Source organism: Paraburkholderia sabiae, from assembly GCF_030412785.1.
Lineage (GTDB): Bacteria > Pseudomonadota > Gammaproteobacteria > Burkholderiales > Burkholderiaceae > Paraburkholderia > Paraburkholderia sabiae.
The window spans coordinates 1292350-1310528 of the sequence record NZ_CP125295.1; the positions used below are offsets into that span (position 1 = coordinate 1292350).

The 18179-nt window shown below is 63.6% G+C and carries 15 protein-coding genes; 9 read left to right on the forward strand and 6 right to left on the reverse strand.

From position 1 onward, the window contains the following. Positions 1 to 59: 59 nt before the first annotated feature. From prfB to QEN71_RS05840, 3 genes are all read right to left on the reverse strand, one after another. Positions 60 to 1164 (reverse strand): peptide chain release factor 2 gene (gene prfB / locus QEN71_RS05830; RefSeq protein ID WP_201650111.1). Its coding sequence is split into 2 segments (ribosomal slippage): positions 60 to 1082 and positions 1084 to 1164, totalling 1104 coding nucleotides; the frame shifts between segments, so codons are not numbered across the junction. A gap of 705 nt (positions 1165 to 1869) precedes the next feature. Beyond that, positions 1870 to 3576 carry a single-stranded-DNA-specific exonuclease RecJ gene (gene recJ / locus QEN71_RS05835; RefSeq protein WP_201650112.1) on the reverse strand — a complete coding sequence of 569 codons (1707 nt, stop codon included), beginning with the start codon at positions 3574 to 3576 and terminating at the stop codon, positions 1870 to 1872. Positions 3577 to 3604: 28 nt separating this feature from the next. Beyond that, positions 3605 to 4699: a regulator gene (locus QEN71_RS05840; protein ID WP_201650113.1), complete on the reverse strand. Its 1095-nt coding sequence runs from the start codon at positions 4697 to 4699 to the stop codon at positions 3605 to 3607. A 306-nt stretch (positions 4700 to 5005) separates the two neighbouring features. Between QEN71_RS05840 and QEN71_RS05845 the strand changes: the two genes are divergently transcribed. The 9 genes from QEN71_RS05845 (at position 5006) to ftsB (ending at position 15953) form a co-directional block, all read left to right on the forward strand. Next, positions 5006 to 6259, forward strand: a complete 1254-nt coding sequence (locus QEN71_RS05845; RefSeq protein WP_201650114.1) for a lipoprotein-releasing ABC transporter permease subunit — start codon at positions 5006 to 5008, stop codon at positions 6257 to 6259. Then, positions 6252 to 6995, forward strand: a complete 744-nt coding sequence (lolD, locus tag QEN71_RS05850; RefSeq protein ID WP_201650115.1) for a lipoprotein-releasing ABC transporter ATP-binding protein LolD — start codon at positions 6252 to 6254, stop codon at positions 6993 to 6995. The genes QEN71_RS05845 and lolD overlap by 8 nt, the downstream gene beginning before the upstream one ends. Before the next feature lie 36 nt (positions 6996 to 7031). Further along, complete coding sequence (locus QEN71_RS05855) at positions 7032 to 7820, forward strand: TatD family hydrolase (RefSeq protein ID WP_201650116.1); 789 nt, start codon at positions 7032 to 7034, stop codon at positions 7818 to 7820. 100 nt (positions 7821 to 7920) lie between these two features. Then, complete coding sequence (locus QEN71_RS05860; RefSeq protein ID WP_201650117.1) at positions 7921 to 10431, forward strand: DNA internalization-related competence protein ComEC/Rec2; 2511 nt, start codon at positions 7921 to 7923, stop codon at positions 10429 to 10431. Positions 10432 to 10482: 51 nt separating this feature from the next. Continuing rightward, a complete protein-coding gene (locus tag QEN71_RS05865) occupies positions 10483 to 11277 on the forward strand; it encodes an alpha/beta fold hydrolase (RefSeq protein WP_201650118.1) in 795 nt (264 codons plus the stop codon). Positions 11278 to 11424: 147 nt separating this feature from the next. Then, the gene (locus QEN71_RS05870) at positions 11425 to 13086 is read left to right on the forward strand and encodes a CTP synthase (protein WP_201650119.1); all 1662 of its coding nucleotides are present in this window, start codon (positions 11425 to 11427) and stop codon (positions 13084 to 13086) included. Beyond that, on the forward strand, positions 13083 to 13937 hold the full coding sequence (gene kdsA / locus QEN71_RS05875) for a 3-deoxy-8-phosphooctulonate synthase (RefSeq protein WP_201650120.1): 855 nt from the start codon (positions 13083 to 13085) through the stop codon (positions 13935 to 13937). Before QEN71_RS05870 ends, kdsA begins: the two co-directional genes overlap by 4 nt. Positions 13938 to 14076: 139 nt before the next feature. Continuing rightward, entirely contained in the window at positions 14077 to 15360 is a 1284-nt protein-coding gene (gene eno / locus QEN71_RS05880) for a phosphopyruvate hydratase (protein ID WP_147233549.1), read from the forward strand. Positions 15361 to 15524: 164 nt separating this feature from the next. Further along, complete coding sequence (gene ftsB / locus QEN71_RS05885; RefSeq protein WP_201650121.1) at positions 15525 to 15953, forward strand: cell division protein FtsB; 429 nt, start codon at positions 15525 to 15527, stop codon at positions 15951 to 15953. Positions 15954 to 16088: 135 nt separating this feature from the next. On the opposite strand, the gene QEN71_RS05890 is transcribed toward ftsB, so the two are convergent. From QEN71_RS05890 to QEN71_RS05900, 3 genes are all read right to left on the reverse strand, one after another. Next, on the reverse strand, positions 16089 to 16472 hold the full coding sequence (locus QEN71_RS05890; RefSeq protein WP_201650122.1) for a hypothetical protein: 384 nt from the start codon (positions 16470 to 16472) through the stop codon (positions 16089 to 16091). Between the two features lie 123 nt (positions 16473 to 16595). Then, on the reverse strand, positions 16596 to 17546 hold the full coding sequence (gene hslO / locus QEN71_RS05895) for an Hsp33 family molecular chaperone HslO (protein ID WP_201650123.1): 951 nt from the start codon (positions 17544 to 17546) through the stop codon (positions 16596 to 16598). 63 nt (positions 17547 to 17609) lie between these two features. After that, the gene (locus QEN71_RS05900) at positions 17610 to 18134 is read right to left on the reverse strand and encodes a gamma carbonic anhydrase family protein (protein ID WP_201650124.1); all 525 of its coding nucleotides are present in this window, start codon (positions 18132 to 18134) and stop codon (positions 17610 to 17612) included. Positions 18135 to 18179 lie beyond the last annotated feature (45 nt).

The window sequence follows — 18179 nt, forward strand, 5'->3', positions numbered from 1 at the left end:
CGCGGGCGCACAGGCGGTGAAAAAATGCGGCGCGGCAGACTGTGCCGCGCCGGCTGCGCTTAGATGCCCTGTTTCAGGCTGGCGCTGATGAACGCGTCGAGATCGCCGTCGAGCACGCTCTTCGTATTGCTGATTTCGACGTTGGTGCGCAGATCCTTGATACGGCTGTTGTCGAGCACGTACGAGCGGATCTGGTGGCCCCAGCCCACGTCCGACTTGCCCGCTTCGAGCTTGTCCTGTTCCGACTGACGCTTGCGCATTTCGGCTTCATACAGGCGCGATTTCAGCATCGCCATGGCTTCGGCGCGGTTGCGGTGCTGCGAGCGGTCGTTCTGGCACTGCACGACGATGCCCGACGGGATGTGCGTGATACGCACGGCGGAGTCGGTCTTGTTGATGTGCTGACCGCCCGCGCCCGACGCGCGGTAGGTGTCGATACGCAGATCGGCCGGATTGACTTCGATCTCGAACGACTCGTCGATTTCCGGATACACGAACACCGACGAGAACGACGTATGACGACCGCCCGACGAATCGAACGGCGACTTGCGCACGAGGCGGTGAATGCCCGTTTCGGTACGCAGGAAGCCGTATGCGTATTCGCCTTCGACCTTGATCGTCGCGCTCTTGATGCCGGCGACGTCGCCTTCGGACTCTTCGAGCACTTCCGTCTTGAAGCCTTTACGTTCGCAGTAGCGCAGATACTGGCGCAGCAGCATCGACGCCCAGTCGCACGCTTCCGTGCCGCCGGCGCCTGCCTGAATGTCGATGAACGCGTTGTTCGGGTCGGCCGGATTCGAGAACATCCGGCGGAATTCCATATCTTCGACGCGCGCCGTCAGTTTCGCTGCGTCTTCCTCGCACGCGACGAGGGTGTCCTCGTCGTTTTCCTCGCGCGCCATGTCGAAGAGGTCTTGCGTGTCGCGCAAGTCGTTGTCGAGCGTCGACAGCACCTCGACGACGCCTTCGAGCAGTTTCTTTTCCTTGCCCAACGCCTGCGCGTGCTGCGAGTCGTTCCAGACGTTCGGGTCTTCGAGTTCTTTATTGACTTCGATCAGTCGTACCGACTTTGCATCGTAGTCAAAGATACCCCCGGAGCTCGCCCGCGCGTGTGCGCAGGTCCGCCAGAGAGGAGTCGATGGAGTTTAGGCGTTCCGCTTCCATGTCGATCCAGTTTCAATAAGTAAGGTTTTTTCGTCTGCGACGCAGTTGCTGTTCAGGTTTTTGGGTTTTTGCTGCGGTGGCATCCGCGAATTCGTATCGGTGCTTCATGCGTTGCCCCTGTGCGGGGCGGCACCTACTTTTCTTTGCCGCGGCAAAGAAAAGTAGGCAAAAGAAAGCCGCTCTTGAACCCCCGGTGCCCGCCAGGATACCGCTTCGGCATGCCGCAGTTGAGCTGTCGCTCAGCGACGTCCGCACTTCGTAGAAAGCCCGCAGTCAACCCCGCACGGCGCCCCCCACACGCAGTCTGGAGCACACACCGCCGCAATCAGACCGACGGCAAACACACAAAAAAACAAGCCGGCCGAATGTGCTCCAGGTGGATGTCATCTTTCGCGCCGCGCGCGTCTGACTGCGGGCTTTCTACGGGGTGTTTGCGTCACTGCGCGACAGCTCAAAGACCGTGTGCCGTGGCGTTATCCTGGCAGGCACCGGAGGTTCAAAAGCGGCTTTCTTTTGCCTACTTTTCTTTGCCGCTGCAAAGAAAAGTAGGTGCTGCCCCGCACAGGGGCAACGCTAGCAAACCGATACGAAAACGCGGATGCCAGCGAAAAAAAGCCGCAAAAACCCAACCCAAACCCAACAGCGACACCAAAAACCAAAATTATAACGGATCACCCCAGCGCCAGGGCCAGGCGCAACCAGGGCCTACAACACAGCGTGTTCAACGATCAACTGCACCCGCGACACCCCATTCCAGGTGTCGGCCGACAGCCGATAGGCAACAACAGTCCTGGCGGGCAGCGGCTCCGTATGATTGAACCAGATCGCATTGAACCGCTGCCGCCCGCGCATCAGTTGCAGCTTGAGGTGCTTGTCCTTCACCAGCGCCTGCGACATCACATCGAACTCGCCCGAAAAAACGGGCGCAGGGAAGCCCTGTCCCCACACGGCAGCGTCAATCATCTCGACGAATTGCGGCGTGAAATAGGCGTCTTCGAGATCGCCGTCCGTCTCGACGGTGCGTGCCAGCACGTCCTGCGTCAGCCACTCGCGGCCGACCCGCTCAAAGGCCGCCGTGAAGCGCGGCAAATCGTCCGTGGCGATGGTCAGGCCCGCCGCCATCGCGTGGCCGCCGAACTTCGCGATCAGGCCCGGCTCTCTCTTCGACACGAGATCGAGTGCGTCGCGCAGATGGAAACCCGGAATCGAGCGGCCCGAGCCCTTGACCGTGTGGCCGCTGTCGTCGGCGAGCGCGAAGGTGAACGACGGCCGGTGGAATTTTTCCTTCAGGCGACCCGCGACAATCCCGATCACGCCCTGATGCCACGTCGGATTGAACAATGTGATCGTCGTCGAGCCGGCGGGATCGACGCCCGACAGGTCTTCGAGCGCCTGCTGCTGCATGCCCGCTTCGATTTCGCGCCGCTCGCGGTTCATCGTGTCGAGTTGCTGTGCAAGTTCCCATGCGCGTCCGATGTCGTCCGTCGTCAGGCAGTCGATACCCAGCGACATGTCCGATAGCCGTCCCGCCGCATTCAGACGCGGCCCGAGCGCAAAGCCGAGATCGAAGCCCGACGCGCTACGCGCATCTCGGCCCGCGGCGCGAAAGAGAGCCGCGATGCCTGGCTGCATGCGTCCGTTGCGAATGCGCTGCAAACCCTGCGCGACCAGCACACGGTTGTTGCCGTCGAGCTTCACGACGTCCGCGACCGTGCCGAGCGCGACGAGATCGAGCAGACCGTCGAGTCGCGGTTCCGGACGTGTGTCGCCGAACGCGCCGCGCTTGCGCAGTTCGGCGCGCAGCGCGAGCAGCACATAGAACATCACGCCGACGCCCGCGATGCACTTGCTCGGGAACGAGCACCCCGGCTGGTTCGGATTGACGATCGCCCGCGCGGCGGGCAGTTCGTCGCCGGGCAGGTGGTGATCGGTGACAAGCACGTCGATGCCGAGCGCGTTCGCCGCCTCGACGCCGTCGACGCTCGCGATGCCGTTATCGACGGTAATCAGCAGGTCGGGCTTGCCGCCCGGACGCTGCGCGGCGAGCGCGACGATTTCGGGCGTGAGGCCGTAGCCGTATTCGAAGCGGTTCGGCACGAGATAGTCGATCTGCGCGCCGAACATCCGCAGGCCGCGCACGGCGACGGCACAGGCCGTCGCGCCGTCGCAGTCGTAGTCGGCGACGACCAGCATGCGGCGCTTGCCTTCGATCGCGTCGGCGAGCAGCACGGCCGCCGCGTCGCAGCCCTTCAACGATGCAGGCGGCGTGAGACGCGCGAGGCCGGTTTCGATTTCATCGGGCAGACAGACGCCGCGCGACGCGTAAAGACGCGCGAGAACAGGATGCAGGCCGTGGCGGATCAGGGCTTCGGCGTCGGCGGGAGAGCAGGGGCGCGTAACGATTTGGGTCATGCGGCGAAATCAGAGGCAAAAAAGCAGTTCATTCGATAAAGAGCGACGCGAACAGACGCCGCCGCCAGAATTTGCGCAGATCGCCGCGCGTGATGTTCAGGGTCACCGAGCCGGTGTCGCCGCACAGCGTCAGACCGAGTTCGCCGAGTTCACCCGCTTGCAGCGCGGCGAGTGCGGGTGCGAACCAGTCGCGCTCGAGCGCGGCGAATGCGGCGTTCCAGCGCCCCCAGTCCTGCTCGATGAAGGGCGCGGAGAACGGATCGAGTTCGATCAGCGTCGCACTGTTGCCTGTGCTGTCCGAGCGCCAGGCGCCGAATGCAGCGGGCGGTGCGCCCGTCGATGCCTTCGCGGCGAGCGCAAGACCGCGCGTGGCCGCCGTATCCGACAGCACGCGCGTGAAGTCGCTGCGCACCGGTTGCGCGGCGCCTTGCGCGTGGAACCAGATCGAGTTGACGGCGGGCAGGCCGCGCGACTCGCGCGCTTCGTTCACGGGATGCTCGAACCACGCCATCTGCACTTCGTTCTGCAGCTTCATCCACGCGCGCGAGCGCTCACCGGTGTGGGCTTCGTGCGGCAGCCAGATTTCGATGTTGCGGCCGCTCGCGCGCAACGGCGATGCCCCCGCGAGCGTGCCGAACGCATCGCTCGACAGATACCAGCGCGACGGCTGCGGCGCCTCGACGCGCACGCCCAGTTCCTCGATCAGCGGACGCGCGACGTCGAACAGCGCGCGCGCGTCGCCGTCGGCGAGTTCCAGCGAGGCGGGATCGATCAGCACGAGATGATCGTGCGCGATCCGCACATGCACCGGCTGCACGCAGGCCCACGTCGCGTCGCCGGGCTGGCCGCCGTCGGCGAGCAGCATGTACGGCGCGAGCGGCGCTTCGTCGGCAGCAGCCGAGCCCGCCGGCACCGCGCCGAAGCTGCGCGCGACCCAGCGCTCGTGCGGCAGCGTACGCTGGAAGTCTTCGCCGATCACACGTTCGACGAGCGTCGCGCGGGCGACCAGCTTGTCGAGGGCAGGAGTGTCGAGGGAATACAGTGCGGTGGAGGCGTCGGCTGCGGCGGGCAGCGCGAAGGGTAGAAGAAGGTGCAGTCGGTTGGCATTCATGATGCTGCGCATTGTATGGCAAACTTCGCCCCGTTGATCCGCGATGGCGGGGAACGGAAACGGTGACTTGTGCGCCGATGCGTACAATTCGCGCAACGATTGCGCGTGGATCGCGCGGAGGCTGCGAGCTGCGTTGCGCACGGCCGCTGGGCGGACGCCGGATGAGGAAAGCTGCCGCAAGCCGGCGTTCTGGAACCATCCGCCTTAAATTGCGCCCAATCGACACGGCTTTCGCGCACCCGATGACGTTTCGTCAGGGCGGTGTGACCAGCCAGGAAACTGCAGAACACAGCGCAATCACGCTGAAAAAGGACTCGCTTGAAACTTCCATACGAATGGCAGATTGGCTGGCGCTATACGCGCGCCGGCAAACGCACCACGGGTAACGGCTTCATCTCGTTCATCGCGCTCGTGTCGATGTCGGGGATCGCGCTCGGCGTCGCCGCGCTGATCGTCGTGCTGTCGGTGATGAACGGCTTCCAGAAGGAAGTGCGCGACCGCATGCTGTCGGTACTCGCGCACGTCGAAATCTTTTCGCCGACGGGTTCGATGCCGAACTGGCAGCTGACCGCGCAGGAAGCGAAGCAGAACAAGGAAGTGGTCGGCGCGGCGCCGTACGTGGAAGCGCAGGCGCTGCTCACGCGCCAGGACGCCGTGAGCGGCGTGGCGCTGCGCGGCGTCGAGCCGTCGCTCGAGCCTGAAGTGTCGGATATCGGCAAGGAAATGAAGGCGGGCAGCCTGAACGACCTGAAGCCGGGCGAATTCGGCATCGTGCTCGGCGCGGATCTCGCCGCGGCCCTCGGCGTGATGACGGGCGACAAGATCACGCTCGTCGCGCCCGAAGGCACGATGACGCCCGCGGGTCTCTTGCCGCGTCTGAAGCAGTTCAACGTGGTCGGCGTGTTCGAATCCGGTCACTACGAATACGACAGCACGCTCGCGCTGATCAACATCAAGGATGCGCAGGCGCTGTTCCGGCTGCCCGCGCCGACGGGCGTGCGGTTGCGTCTGAAGGACATGCAGCGCGCGCCGGAAGTCGCGCATCAGCTGGCGCGCACGCTCTCCGGCGATCTGTATATCCGCGACTGGACGCAGCAGAACAAGACGTGGTTCTCGGCGGTGCAGATCGAGAAGCGCATGATGTTCATCATTCTCACGCTGATCATCGCGGTAGCCGCGTTCAATCTGGTGTCGTCGCTGGTGATGACGGTGACCAACAAGCAGGCCGATATCGCGATTCTGCGCACGCTCGGCGCGCAGCCCGGTTCGATCATGAAGATTTTTGTCGTGCAGGGCATGACGATCGGCTTCGTCGGCACGGGCATCGGCGTCGCGCTCGGCTGCCTGATCGCGTGGAGCATTCCGTGGCTCGTGCCGATGATCGAGCATCTGCTGCACGTGCAGTTCCTGCCGCCGTCGGTGTACTTCATCAGCGAACTGCCGTCGGAGCTCGTGCCCGGCGACGTGGTCAAGATCGGCGTGATCGCCTTCCTGCTGTCGTGTCTCGCGACGCTCTATCCGAGCTGGCGCGGCGCGAAGGTTCGTCCGGCGGAGGCGCTGCGTTATGAATGATCGTCCTGACAACAATCTGATGGCTTCTGAAGACTCTGGCTTGCATCCGTACGTGCTCGAAGCGACGGGCATTTCGAAAGCGTTCGTTCAGGGCGGCCTGAACGTGCAGGTGCTGAACAACACGGAACTGAGCGTGCGGCGCGGCGAGAAGCTGGCGATCGTCGGCGCGTCGGGCTCCGGCAAGAGCACCTTGCTGCACGTGCTGGGCGGCCTCGACGATCCGAGCACGGGCCATGTCGAAGTGATGGGCAAGCCGTTCACGAAGCTCTCCGAGCGCGAGCGCAACGACCTGCGTAACCGCGCGCTCGGCTTCGTCTATCAGTTCCATCACCTGCTGCCGGAATTCACCGCGCTCGACAATGTGGCGATGCCGCTGCGCATCCGCCGCATGACGACGGAAGACGCGCGCAAGCAGGCACTCGACATGCTGGAGCGTGTCGGGCTCGCGCATCGCGCGAAGCATCGTCCGGGCGAACTGTCGGGCGGCGAGCGTCAGCGTGTCGCGATTGCGCGCGCGCTGGTGACGAAGCCCGCGTGCGTGCTCGCCGACGAGCCGACGGGCAATCTCGACGGCGGCACCGCGGACACCGTGTTCAACTTGATGCTGGAACTGTCGAACACGCTGTCGACCAGCTTCGTGATCGTCACGCACGATTCCGATCTGGCCGCGCGCTGCGACCGGACGATGCGTCTGCGCGACGGCGTGCTGTACGAGGAACCGACCGTTCCCGTCTGAACGCGGTCGGATTCAACCTGGAGGAATGCTGCGCGCATGTGGATCGATACGCACTGTCATCTCGACGCTTCTGAATTCGACGCCGACCGCGACGACGTCGCGAGCGCGGCGCTCGAAGCCGGCGTGAGCCGGATCGTGATTCCGGGCATTGCGCGCAGCAATTTTTCGACGGTGCGCGAACTGGCGCATCGCGTGCAGGGCGGGGCGTATGCGCTCGGCATTCATCCTCTTTTCACGCCGCAAGCGCAGCCCGCCGATCTCGACGTGCTGCGCATGGAGATCGAGGCAAGTCTCGACGATCCGCGCTTTGTCGGTCTGGGCGAAATCGGGCTCGATTATTTCGTGGAAGGGCTCGACGACGAGACGCAGCAGTTCTATTACAACGAGCAGCTCAAGCTCGCGCGCGAATTCGATCTGCCCGTGATCTGCCATGTGCGGAAATCGCAGGATCAGGTGCTGAAAGGGCTGCGGCGTAACAACGTCCATCGCGGCATCGCGCACGCGTTCAACGGCAGTTTCCAGCAGGCACAGGCGTTCATCGATCACGGCATGCATCTCGGCTTCGGCGGCAACGTGACGTTCGAGCGCGCGCTGCAGATCCGGCGGCTCGCGGCGCAACTGCCGCTCGACGCGCTCGTCGTCGAAACGGATGCGCCCGACATTGCGCCTTCATGGCGCTACAAGCAGCGCAACACGCCGGATCAGATTCCCGCGATCGGCGCAATACTCGCCGAACAGCGCGGCATCGATCAAGACGAACTCGCACTAGGCACAACGGCTAATGCGCATGCCGCATTGCCCAGGCTCGGCAATTACTCTGCATAATCGCTGCGTGGCTTGCGTTCTGCATTTTCACGTCGATATTGATTCGGTTTCCTGATCAATATCGTGATGATGTTGCGCGAGCGATCGGTGCGGAGGCGGCATGCGGGCGGTGTGGATTGGATTTGCGTTGGGTGTTTTGTGGTTGCAGCAGCAGGCGGAGTTGCCGGGATGGTTGGCCTTGTCCGCGTTGGGCGCAAGCGCTTGTGCGCTGATCGCCGTTGCGCGTCTGTGCTTTGTGCGCGGCGCGGTATGGTCGTCGCGCGCGGGCTGGTTTGCTGTGCTGGTTGCGGCGGCATGCGTCGGCTTCGGTTATGCGGCGTGGCGCGCGCAGACGCGGCTCGCCTTCGAATTGCCGCGCGAGTGGGAAGGGCGCGATATCGTCGTGAGCGGCTGGGTCAAGGGTTTGCCGACACGCAGCGCGGACGGCACGCGCTTCCTTTTCAACGTCGATACGGCCGATGTACCCGTCGAACGGTTTCCGCGCACGCTGCAACTGTCGTGGATCGCAGACGATGCGCCGCCGCCCGCGCTCGAACCGGGTTCGCGCTGGCGTCTCAACGTGCGGCTCAAGCGTCCGCACGGCAACGCGAACTGGGGCGTGCGCGATGCCGAAGCCGTGCTGCTCGCACATGACGTTCGGGCGACGGGTTATGTGAATCTGCCATTGCAGGCCGTGCGGCTTCCAGGCAAGGCGGGCGGCATTGGCACGATGGTCGACGGCTGGCGATCGGCGATACGCGATCGGATTGCCGCTGTGCTGAACGACGCGCCGCACATGGGCATCGTCGTGGCGTTGGCGATCGGTGCACAGGATGCCGTCAGCACCGCCGACTGGCAATTGATGCGGCGTACGGGCACCAGTCATCTCGTCGCGATTTCCGGCTTGCATATCGGCTTTGTCGCGGGCCTTGCTGGATGGCTGGCAGGTTGGCTGTGGCGACGCTCGTTCTTTATCGGACTCGGCCTGCCTTTGTTCGTGCCCGCGCAGAAGGTGGCGATGGCGAGCGGCGCGCTGTTCGCCGCGTTTCATGCGGCGCTCGCGGGCTTCAACGTACCGGCGCAACGGACGCTGTGGATGGCGAGCATTGTTGCGCTGGGCTATCTCGGCGGGCGGCGCGTCGCGCCGTCGGTGGTGCTCGCATGGGCGCTCGGACTCGTGCTGCTGGTCGATCCGTGGGCGGTGGTGTCGGCGGGATTCTGGCTGTCGTTCAGCGCGGTCGGGGCGATTCTGTTCGCGATGTCGGGGCATGCGCGAATTGCGCGCAACCAGTCATTGGATTCCCCGGAAGAAGAGGGAGAACGTACCTTCGCAACGCGCTGCCTTAGTGCGCTACGTTCGCGAATCGCCGCCTTGATCGCGCGCATGCGCAGCGGCGCGCGCGTCCAGTTCGCCGTGACGATCGCGCTCGCGCCGCTGACGGTCTGCTTCTTTTCGCAGATACCGTTGATCGGCCCGTTCGCGAATGCGTTTGCGATTCCGTGGGTGAGCGTGTTCGTGACGCCCGCGGTGATCGCCGGCGTTGCTTTGCCCGCGCCCTTCGATGCGTTCGCGTTTCGTTTCGCACATCAACTGCTGGAATGCATGATGGCCGGTCTGCAACTGCTGTCGGGCCCGGCGTGGATGCTCTGGTCATTGCCGCAGCCGGACGCATGGGCGATGGCTGCGGCGGCGGTTGGCGTCGCGTGGTGTCTCGCGCCAGCTGGCTGGCCGTTGCGCTGGGCCGCGCCGCTCACCTGGTTGCCGTTGCTGGCGCCGGCGTCGGCGGCGCCAACTGAAGGCGCATTCCGGCTCACCGCGCTCGATATCGGGCAAGGCTCGTCGATCGTCGTCGAAACTGCGCACCACACGCTGCTGTTCGACGCCGGGCCGGGCCCGGAATCGACACACGCGGGCGAGCGGATCGTCGTGCCGTATCTGCAGGCTGCGGGCATCGGCGCGCTCGATGCGCTGGTCATCAGTCACGCGGACTCGGATCATTCGGGCGGCGCGCCTGCCGTGCTGGAAAGCGTCGAAGTCAGGCAGCTGCTGGCCGGTCTGCCGCCCGCTAACCCGCTATGGCAAACGGCAAACGCGAAGGGCGCGCAGACCGTGCGCTGTGCGGCGGGCCAGCACTGGCAATGGGATGGTGTCGACTTCTCGATCCTCTGGCCGGACCCGGGTCCGCTGCAAGGCAAGCCGAACGCGCATTGCTGCGTGTTGCGCATCAGCAGCGGCGCGAGTCCGGCGCACGATCAAACGCCCTTAAGTGAACGAGCGCCCGTGACAGCGTTGCTGGCAGCCGATATCGAGGCGCCCGTCGAACGCACGCTGCTCACGCGCGACCGCGCCGCGTTGCGCGCGCAGATCCTGCTCGTGCCGCATCACGGCAGCAAGACGTCGTCGACCGAGCCGTTCCTCGACTCTATCGAGCCGTCCATCGCGGTATTTCAGGTAGGCTATCGCAACCGGTTTCATCATCCCTACGCAGGCGTCTACGAGCGCTACAAGGCACGCCGCATCGAGTTGTCGCGCAGCGACGACGACGGCGCGGCTCGCATCGATGCGGGCGAAACGACGCTGTCGCTCGAACGCTATCGGCAGATGCATCGGCGCTACTGGATGGATCGATAACAAAAAACCGGCGGCGCGATTAAGAACAAATCAGAACGGAGGCAGCAGCGCTTGAAGAACATCATCCATTTCTCGCATGCAAACGGATTTCCTGCGTCCACGTATCGGACGATCTTCGCCGAACTCTCGGACGACTACGACGTGCGTTTCATCGAGCGGATCGGACACGACGCGCGCTATCCCGTGACGCGCGACTGGCCGCATCTCGTCGAAGAGTTGCTGGATGACGTGGAGCGCAGGTACGAAAACCCGGTGTGGCTTGTCGGACATTCGCTCGGCGGCTATCTGTCGCTGATGGCGGCGCTCAGGAAGCCGCAATGGGTGCGCGGCGTGGTGATGCTCGATTCGCCCGTGATCGCGGGCTGGCGCAGCAACATGCTGCGTGTATCGCAATGGACGGGGCTCGACGAACGGCTGTCGCCCGCGGCCGCGACGCGCACGCGCCGCACGCGCTGGGCGAGCCGCGACGAAGCATGGCAGCACTTCCACGCAAAGCCCGCGTTCGCGCGCTGGGACGAACGCATGCTGTCCGACTACATCGAGTTCGGCATTCCGCAGGTCGCCGCAGACGGAACGCGCGAACTCGCGTTCGACCGGCAGACGGAGTTCCTGATCTACAAGACCTTGCCGCATACGTTCGGAGGCCGGCTGTCGCGCGGCGCGCCGGTGCCTGTCGGCTTTATCGCCGGGACGCGCTCGCGCGAAGTGCAGCAGGCCGGGCTGCACGCGACGCAGCGCATCGCGGGCGAACATTTCGAATGGATGGAAGGCAGTCACCTGTTTCCAATGGAGCGGCCGATCGAAACCGCGCGCGCCGTGCAGAGGTTGCTGCGCGCGCTGGAGTGAAGCGCGGGAATCCGCCGCGTATCGCAGCGAAAAGCCGCCGCACAGGGGCATCGAAAAGCACGTTCGGTCGATGCGAACGAGCCGCCCCAGGTCTGGGCCGGAAGCGTCCATTCGGGTATAATCCGTTTTTCCCGCGAGCATCCAGCGATGACCAAATATGTTTTCGTCACCGGCGGCGTAGTTTCTTCCCTCGGCAAGGGTATTGCCGCCGCTTCCCTCGCCGCGATCCTCGAATCGCGCGGTCTGAAAGTCACCCTCCTCAAGCTTGATCCTTACATCAACGTCGACCCCGGCACGATGAGCCCGTTTCAACACGGCGAAGTGTTCGTGACGGAAGACGGCGCTGAGACCGACCTCGACCTTGGCCACTACGAGCGCTTCATCAGCACGAAGATGCGCAAGGCCAATAACTTCACCACGGGCCAGATTTACGAATCGGTGATCCGCAAGGAACGCCGCGGCGATTATCTCGGCAAGACGGTGCAGGTCATTCCGCACATCACGAACGAAATCCAGGCATTCGTCGAACGCGGCGCGGCATCCGCGACGTGCGGCGAGCCGGACGTCGCGATCGTCGAAGTGGGCGGCACGGTGGGTGACATCGAATCGCTGCCGTTCCTCGAAGCCGCGCGTCAGATGAGCCTGCGCATGGGCCGCAACAGCGCGTGCTTCGTGCACCTCACGCTAGTTCCGTTCATCGCCACCGCGGGCGAACTGAAGACCAAGCCGACACAGCACAGTGTGCAGAAGCTGCGCGAAATCGGTATCTATCCGAACGTGCTGCTGTGCCGTGCGGACCGCCGTATTCCCGACGACGAACGCGCGAAGATCTCGATGTTCTCGAACGTTCCGGAAGACGCCGTGATTTCCGTGTGGGACGTCGACAGCATCTACAAGATTCCGCAGATGCTGCACGATCAGGGCCTCGACGAACTGATCTGCGAAGAGCTGAAGCTCACCGCCAAGCCCGCCGATCTGTCGATCTGGTCGGAAATGGTCGAGAAGCTCGAGAACCCGAAGAGCGAAGTGACGATCGGCATGGTCGGCAAGTACGTCGAACTGACCGAATCGTACAAGTCGCTGATCGAAGCGCTGCGCCATGCGTCGATCCACACGTCGACGAAGGTCAACATCGAATACATCGACTCCGAAGAGCTGGAAGAGAACGGCGTCGACAGCCTCAAGCATCTGGATGCCGTGCTGGTTCCGGGCGGCTTCGGCCGTCGCGGGACGGAAGGCAAGATCAAGGCGATCCGCTATGCACGCGAATCGAAAGTACCGTATCTCGGCATCTGCCTCGGCATGCAGCTCGCGGTGATCGAATTCGCGCGCGACGTCGTCGGCCTCAAGGATGCGAACAGCACGGAATTCGACCAGGACACGCCTAACCGCGTGGTCGCGCTGATCACCGAGTGGTACGACCGCGAAGGCAAGGTCGAGAAGCGTACGGAAGAATCCGATCTGGGCGGCACGATGCGCCTCGGTTCGCAGCGTTGCCCGATCAAGCCGGGCACGATGGCCGAAGAGATCTACGGCAAGGATGTGAACGAGCGTCACCGTCACCGTTATGAAGTCAATAACCGCTTCGTGCCCCAGCTCGAAGGCGGCGGCCTTATCATCAGCGCCCGTACCCCGAGCGAAGATCTGCCGGAAATGATGGAACTGCCGCGTTCGATGCACCCGTGGTTCGTCGGCGTTCAGTTCCACCCCGAATTCACGTCGACGCCGCGCGACGGCCACCCGCTCTTCAAGGCATTTGTCGAAGCGGCGCGCGCTCATCGCGAAGCGAGCGTCGAGGAGAAAGTATGAAACTGGGCGATTTCGAAATCGGCCTCGACAAGCCGTTCTTCCTGATCGCAGGCACCTGTGTCATCGAATCCGAACAGATGACGATCGACACGGCGGGCAAGCTGAAGGAAATCTGCGCGAAGCTGAAAATTCCGTTCATCTACAAGTCTTCGTACGACAAGGCCAATCGCAGCAGCGGCAAGTCGTTCCGTGGCCTGGGAATGGACGAGGGTTTGCGCATTCTGTCCGAAGTGAAGCGTCAGCTCGGTCTGCCTGTTCTGACCGACGTGCACAGCGAACATGAGATCGAGCCGGTCGCGTCCGTTGTCGACGTGCTGCAAACGCCTGCGTTCCTGTGCCGTCAGACGGACTTCATCCACGCGTGCGCGCGTTCGGGCAAGCCCGTCAACATCAAGAAAGGCCAGTTCCTCGCGCCGCACGACATGAAGAACGTGATCGACAAGGCGCGCGACGCGGCGCGTGAAGCGGGTCTGTCGGAAGACCGCTTCATGGCTTGCGAACGCGGCGTGTCGTTCGGTTATAACAACCTCGTGTCCGACATGCGTTCGCTCGCGATCATGCGCGAAACGGGCGCGCCCGTCGTGTTCGACGCGACCCACTCGGTGCAATTGCCGGGCGGGCAGGGCACGAGTTCGGGCGGTCAGCGCGAGTTCGTACCGGTGCTGGCGCGCGCGGCCGTCGCAACGGGTATCGCAGGCCTGTTCATGGAAACGCATCCGAAGCCGGCCGAAGCGAAGTCGGACGGTCCCAATGCCGTGCCGCTGCATCGCATGGCCGATCTGCTCGAGACGCTGATGACGCTTGATCAGGCTGTGAAGCGCACACCGTTCCTCGAGAACGATTTCAACTGATGCAAGCACGCGCGCGCTACGCCTTTACGGCGCGGCGCGCGCGTTTCAATCCGATGGTCGTCGAACGCGTCCGGACGCATGCTGTCGAAGTGAGCCGGGCGTCTCACCTTAAGAATTCATCGTCATTTCAGAGGAAACCATGAGTGCTATCGTAGATATCATCGGTCGCGAGATTCTCGATTCGCGAGGCAATCCCACCGTCGAATGCGACGTGCTGCTCGAATCGGGCACGATGGGCCGCGCGGCTGTGCCGTCGGGTGCATCGACGGGTTCGCGCGAAGCGATCGAACTGCGCGACGGCGAAGCCGGCCGCTACAGCGGCAAGGGCGTGCTGAAGGCAGTCGAGCACATCAACACCGAAATCTCCGAAGCGATCATGGGCCTCGACGCTTCCGAGCAGGCTTTCCTCGACAAGACGCTGCTCGAACTCGACGGCACCGACAACAAGTCGCGCCTCGGCGCGAACGCGATGCTGGCCGTGTCGATGGCCGTCGCGAAGGCTGCTGCTGAAGAAGCCGGCCTGCCGCTGTACCGCTACTTCGGCGGCTCGGGCGCGATGCAGCTGCCCGTCCCGATGATGAACATCGTCAACGGCGGCGCGCACGCGAACAACAGCCTGGACATCCAGGAATTCATGATCGTCCCGGTCAGCCAGCCGACCTTCCGCGAAGCACTGCGCTGCGGCGCCGAAGTGTTCCACGCGCTGAAGAAGATCCTGTCGGACCGCGGCATGAGCACGGCAGTCGGCGACGAAGGCGGCTTCGCGCCGAACTTCGGCAGCAACGACGAGTGCCTGTCGACCATCCTGCAAGCCATCGAAAAGGCAGGCTACCGTGCCGGTGAAGACGTGCTGCTCGCGCTCGACTGCGCAGCCAGCGAGTTCTATCACGACGGCAAGTACCAACTGGCGGGCGAAGGCCTGCAACTGTCGTCGGCCGAATTCGCGGACTATCTGGCCACGCTGGCCGACAAGTTCCCGATCGTGTCGATCGAAGACGGCATGCACGAAAGCGACTGGGAAGGCTGGAAGATCCTGACCGACAAGCTCGGCAAGAAGATCCAGCTGGTCGGCGACGACCTGTTCGTGACGAACACGCGCATCCTGAAGGAAGGCATCGAGAAAGGCATTGCGAATTCGATCCTGATCAAGATCAACCAGATCGGCACGCTGACGGAAACCTTCGCGGCGATCGAAATGGCGAAGCGCGCGGGCTACACGGCTGTGATCTCGCACCGCTCGGGCGAAACGGAAGATTCGACGATCGCGGACATCGCGGTTGGCCTGAACGCCGGTCAGATCAAGACGGGTTCGCTGTCGCGCAGCGACCGTATCTCGAAGTACAACCAGCTGCTGCGTATCGAAGAAGATCTCGGCGATATCGCCAGCTACCCGGGCAAGTCGGCGTTCTACAACCTGCGCTGAACGACACCGGTTCATGTTTTTGAGACGAATGAGGCGCAAGAGTGACGCTTGCTGTCAACATTTCGTCTCAATAAGCGTTAAACCGGTTATGCTTCGCTACTGATTCACCTTGTCGCCCTGCGTAAAGCGCAGGGCGACGCATATTCAACCCTGCAATTCACTTCATGCGGCTCGTCACCGTTGTTCTGCTCGTCCTGCTGGTGCTGATCCAATACCCGCTATGGTGGGGTCATGGCGGCTGGTTGCGTGTTCACGAGCTGCAACAGGAAGTCGCGCAGCAGCTGAAAAAGAACGCGGACGCGAAAGAGCGCAACGAGCGTATCCAGGGCGAGGTGCAGGACCTGCAGAACGGCACGGCCGCCGTCGAAGAACGTGCCCGCTACGAAATGGGCATGGTCAAGGACAGCGAGGTGTTCGTGCAGTTCGTGTCGCCGAATTCGCCGTCGCCGGCGGCGAACGCGCCGCAGTCGAATACGTCGACGCGCGGTCAGATCACGGGGGCGCCGCTGCGTGTGGTGCCGAATCCGGAGTCGCGAGCGAAGCCGGATCGCAAGCACGCGAAAAAGGATGCGAAGGAGAAGAAGCCGGGTTGAGCGCTTCGCTGGTTGGAAGCGAAGCTGGCGCATCAAGGTCATGAAAAAAGGCGCGGTTCATTCGAACCGCGCCTTTTTGTTTTTGCGCGACATGCCCGGTGTGTGTTCAGGCCGCGACTCGCGCTAAAGCGTGCCTCACCAGCCCCAACCCCAACCCGGCGAGTACCCGTAACCGATGCCCGTGCCCCAGCCATGTCCCCATCCGCCGCTCGAATAGCTGCCGTAGACGGACACGGGCGGCGCAGCGTAGCGCGACCACGCCTGAGCGGCGGCATCGGCGGCCATTGCCTGGTTCTGTTCGGCCATGACCTGCTTGTCGATTTCGTCGTAGCGGGCGCGCTCGTCGGGCGTCAGCGGCTGTGCGGTCGCGGCGATGCCTGACTGGTCCGCGGGCAGACGGCTGTAAATTGGCGACGGACCGGGCGGATCCATCATGCAGCCGGATAGCGCGGCAGCACCCGCGATGAGCGAGAGCGCGGCGATTCGATGTGCGGACGGCAGCAGGGAAGGGGCAAACATGTCGACCTCCATCGGTCGGATACCTAAGCAAATGGACGGCATGCAAACAGTGCGCCGGCCCTGACCGATGATACCGCGTCGTCATCTCGCCGAAGCGAGACGGGCGACACGGTCAGTCCAGCTTCAGTGCCGCTGATCGGCAGCGGGGGCCACACCCTGTGAGAGCCCGCTCGCAACGAAAAGTTGCGCGACGTCGACGGGATCGAATTCGTAGCGCTGGTTGCAGTACTCGCAATGGATTTCGACGTGGCCGCGCTCTTCGATCACGCTGTCCACTTCCTCGCGGCCCAGCATCTTCAGCATGTTGCCGACGCGCGCACGCGAGCACGTGCACTCGAAGCGCGTACGCGTGGGCTCGAAGTGCTGGACGTTTTCCTGCCAGAAGAGTCGGCGGAACAGCGTATTCGGCTCTTCCGCCAGCATTTCGTCCTGCGACAGCGTGCTGCCCAGCGTGCACAGGCGATCCCACGTATCGGCATCGATTTCGCCCGGATGCGGAACGATGCCGCCGTCGCCGGGCAGCTTCTGCAGCAGCATGCCGACGGCGCGCTCCTCGTTAGCCGCGAGCCACAGACGCGTATCGAGCTGCTCCGAGTGCTGCATATAGTGCTCGAGCACTTCCGACATCGACTTGAGCGGCCCGTCAACGCCCGACAGCGGCACGATGCCCTGATACGGCTGCTGGCCCGGCACCTTGTTTTTCGGGTCGAGCGTGATCACGCAGCGGCCGTGGCCGCCGGCGTTGAGCAGATCGGCCAGCGAAAGCTCTTCGGGGATCGTGTTCGCGGCGTCGCCCGAAAACTTGGCAGTGGCGCGCATCGACAGATCGGAGTTGCACTGGACGACCAGCATCTTCACCGGGCCGTCGCCGAAGATCTGCATGATCAGCGTGCCGTCGAACTTCAGGTTCGCCGACAGCAGCGCGCACGCGGCCATCATTTCGCCAAGCACGTTCCGCACGGGCGCGGGATAGCTCCGGCGCGTCAGCACTTCCTGCCATGTATTGCGCAACGAAACGATCTCGCCCCGAACGGGCGCCGCGCTGAACATGAATTTTTGCAACTGGTCACTCACAACTTTTCCTCGGTCTAACCGCGCGGTGGGAAAGCCACGCGTGGCGCGCCGTGCGGTCGGCAACTAGCCGATGCGCACGAGCTGCGCCTTGAAATAATCCCTGCGCTCCACGTAGATGTCCGCGGCGCGCTTCAGGCCTTTGATATCTGCTTCAGTCAGTTCCCGGACGACCTTAGCAGGCGAACCGAGAATCAGAGAGTTGTCAGGAAAAACCTTGCCTTCGGTGACGACGGCGCCTGCGCCAACCAGACAATTGCGGCCGATTACCGCTCCATTCAAGACCACCGCCTGAATGCCGATCAATGCGCCTTCCTTGACCGTGCAACCGTGCAGCATCGCCTGGTGGCCGACCGTCACGCCTGCTTCGAGCGTCAGCGGGAAGCCGGGATCGGCGTGCAGGACGGCGCTCTCCTGTATGTTAGTGCCCTTGCCGACCGTGATCGGCTCGTTGTCGCCGCGAATCGACGCGCCGAACCAGACACTGGCGTTTTCTTCTAGCGTCACGTTGCCGATGATCGTCGCCGTGTCCGCGACGAACACGCTTTCATGGATGGTCGGGGCTGCGTCGCCAAGCTTGTAGATTGCCACAGTGTCTCCTCGGGTCTCGGGCGCCGTGCCGCCGTCGAGCGGTCG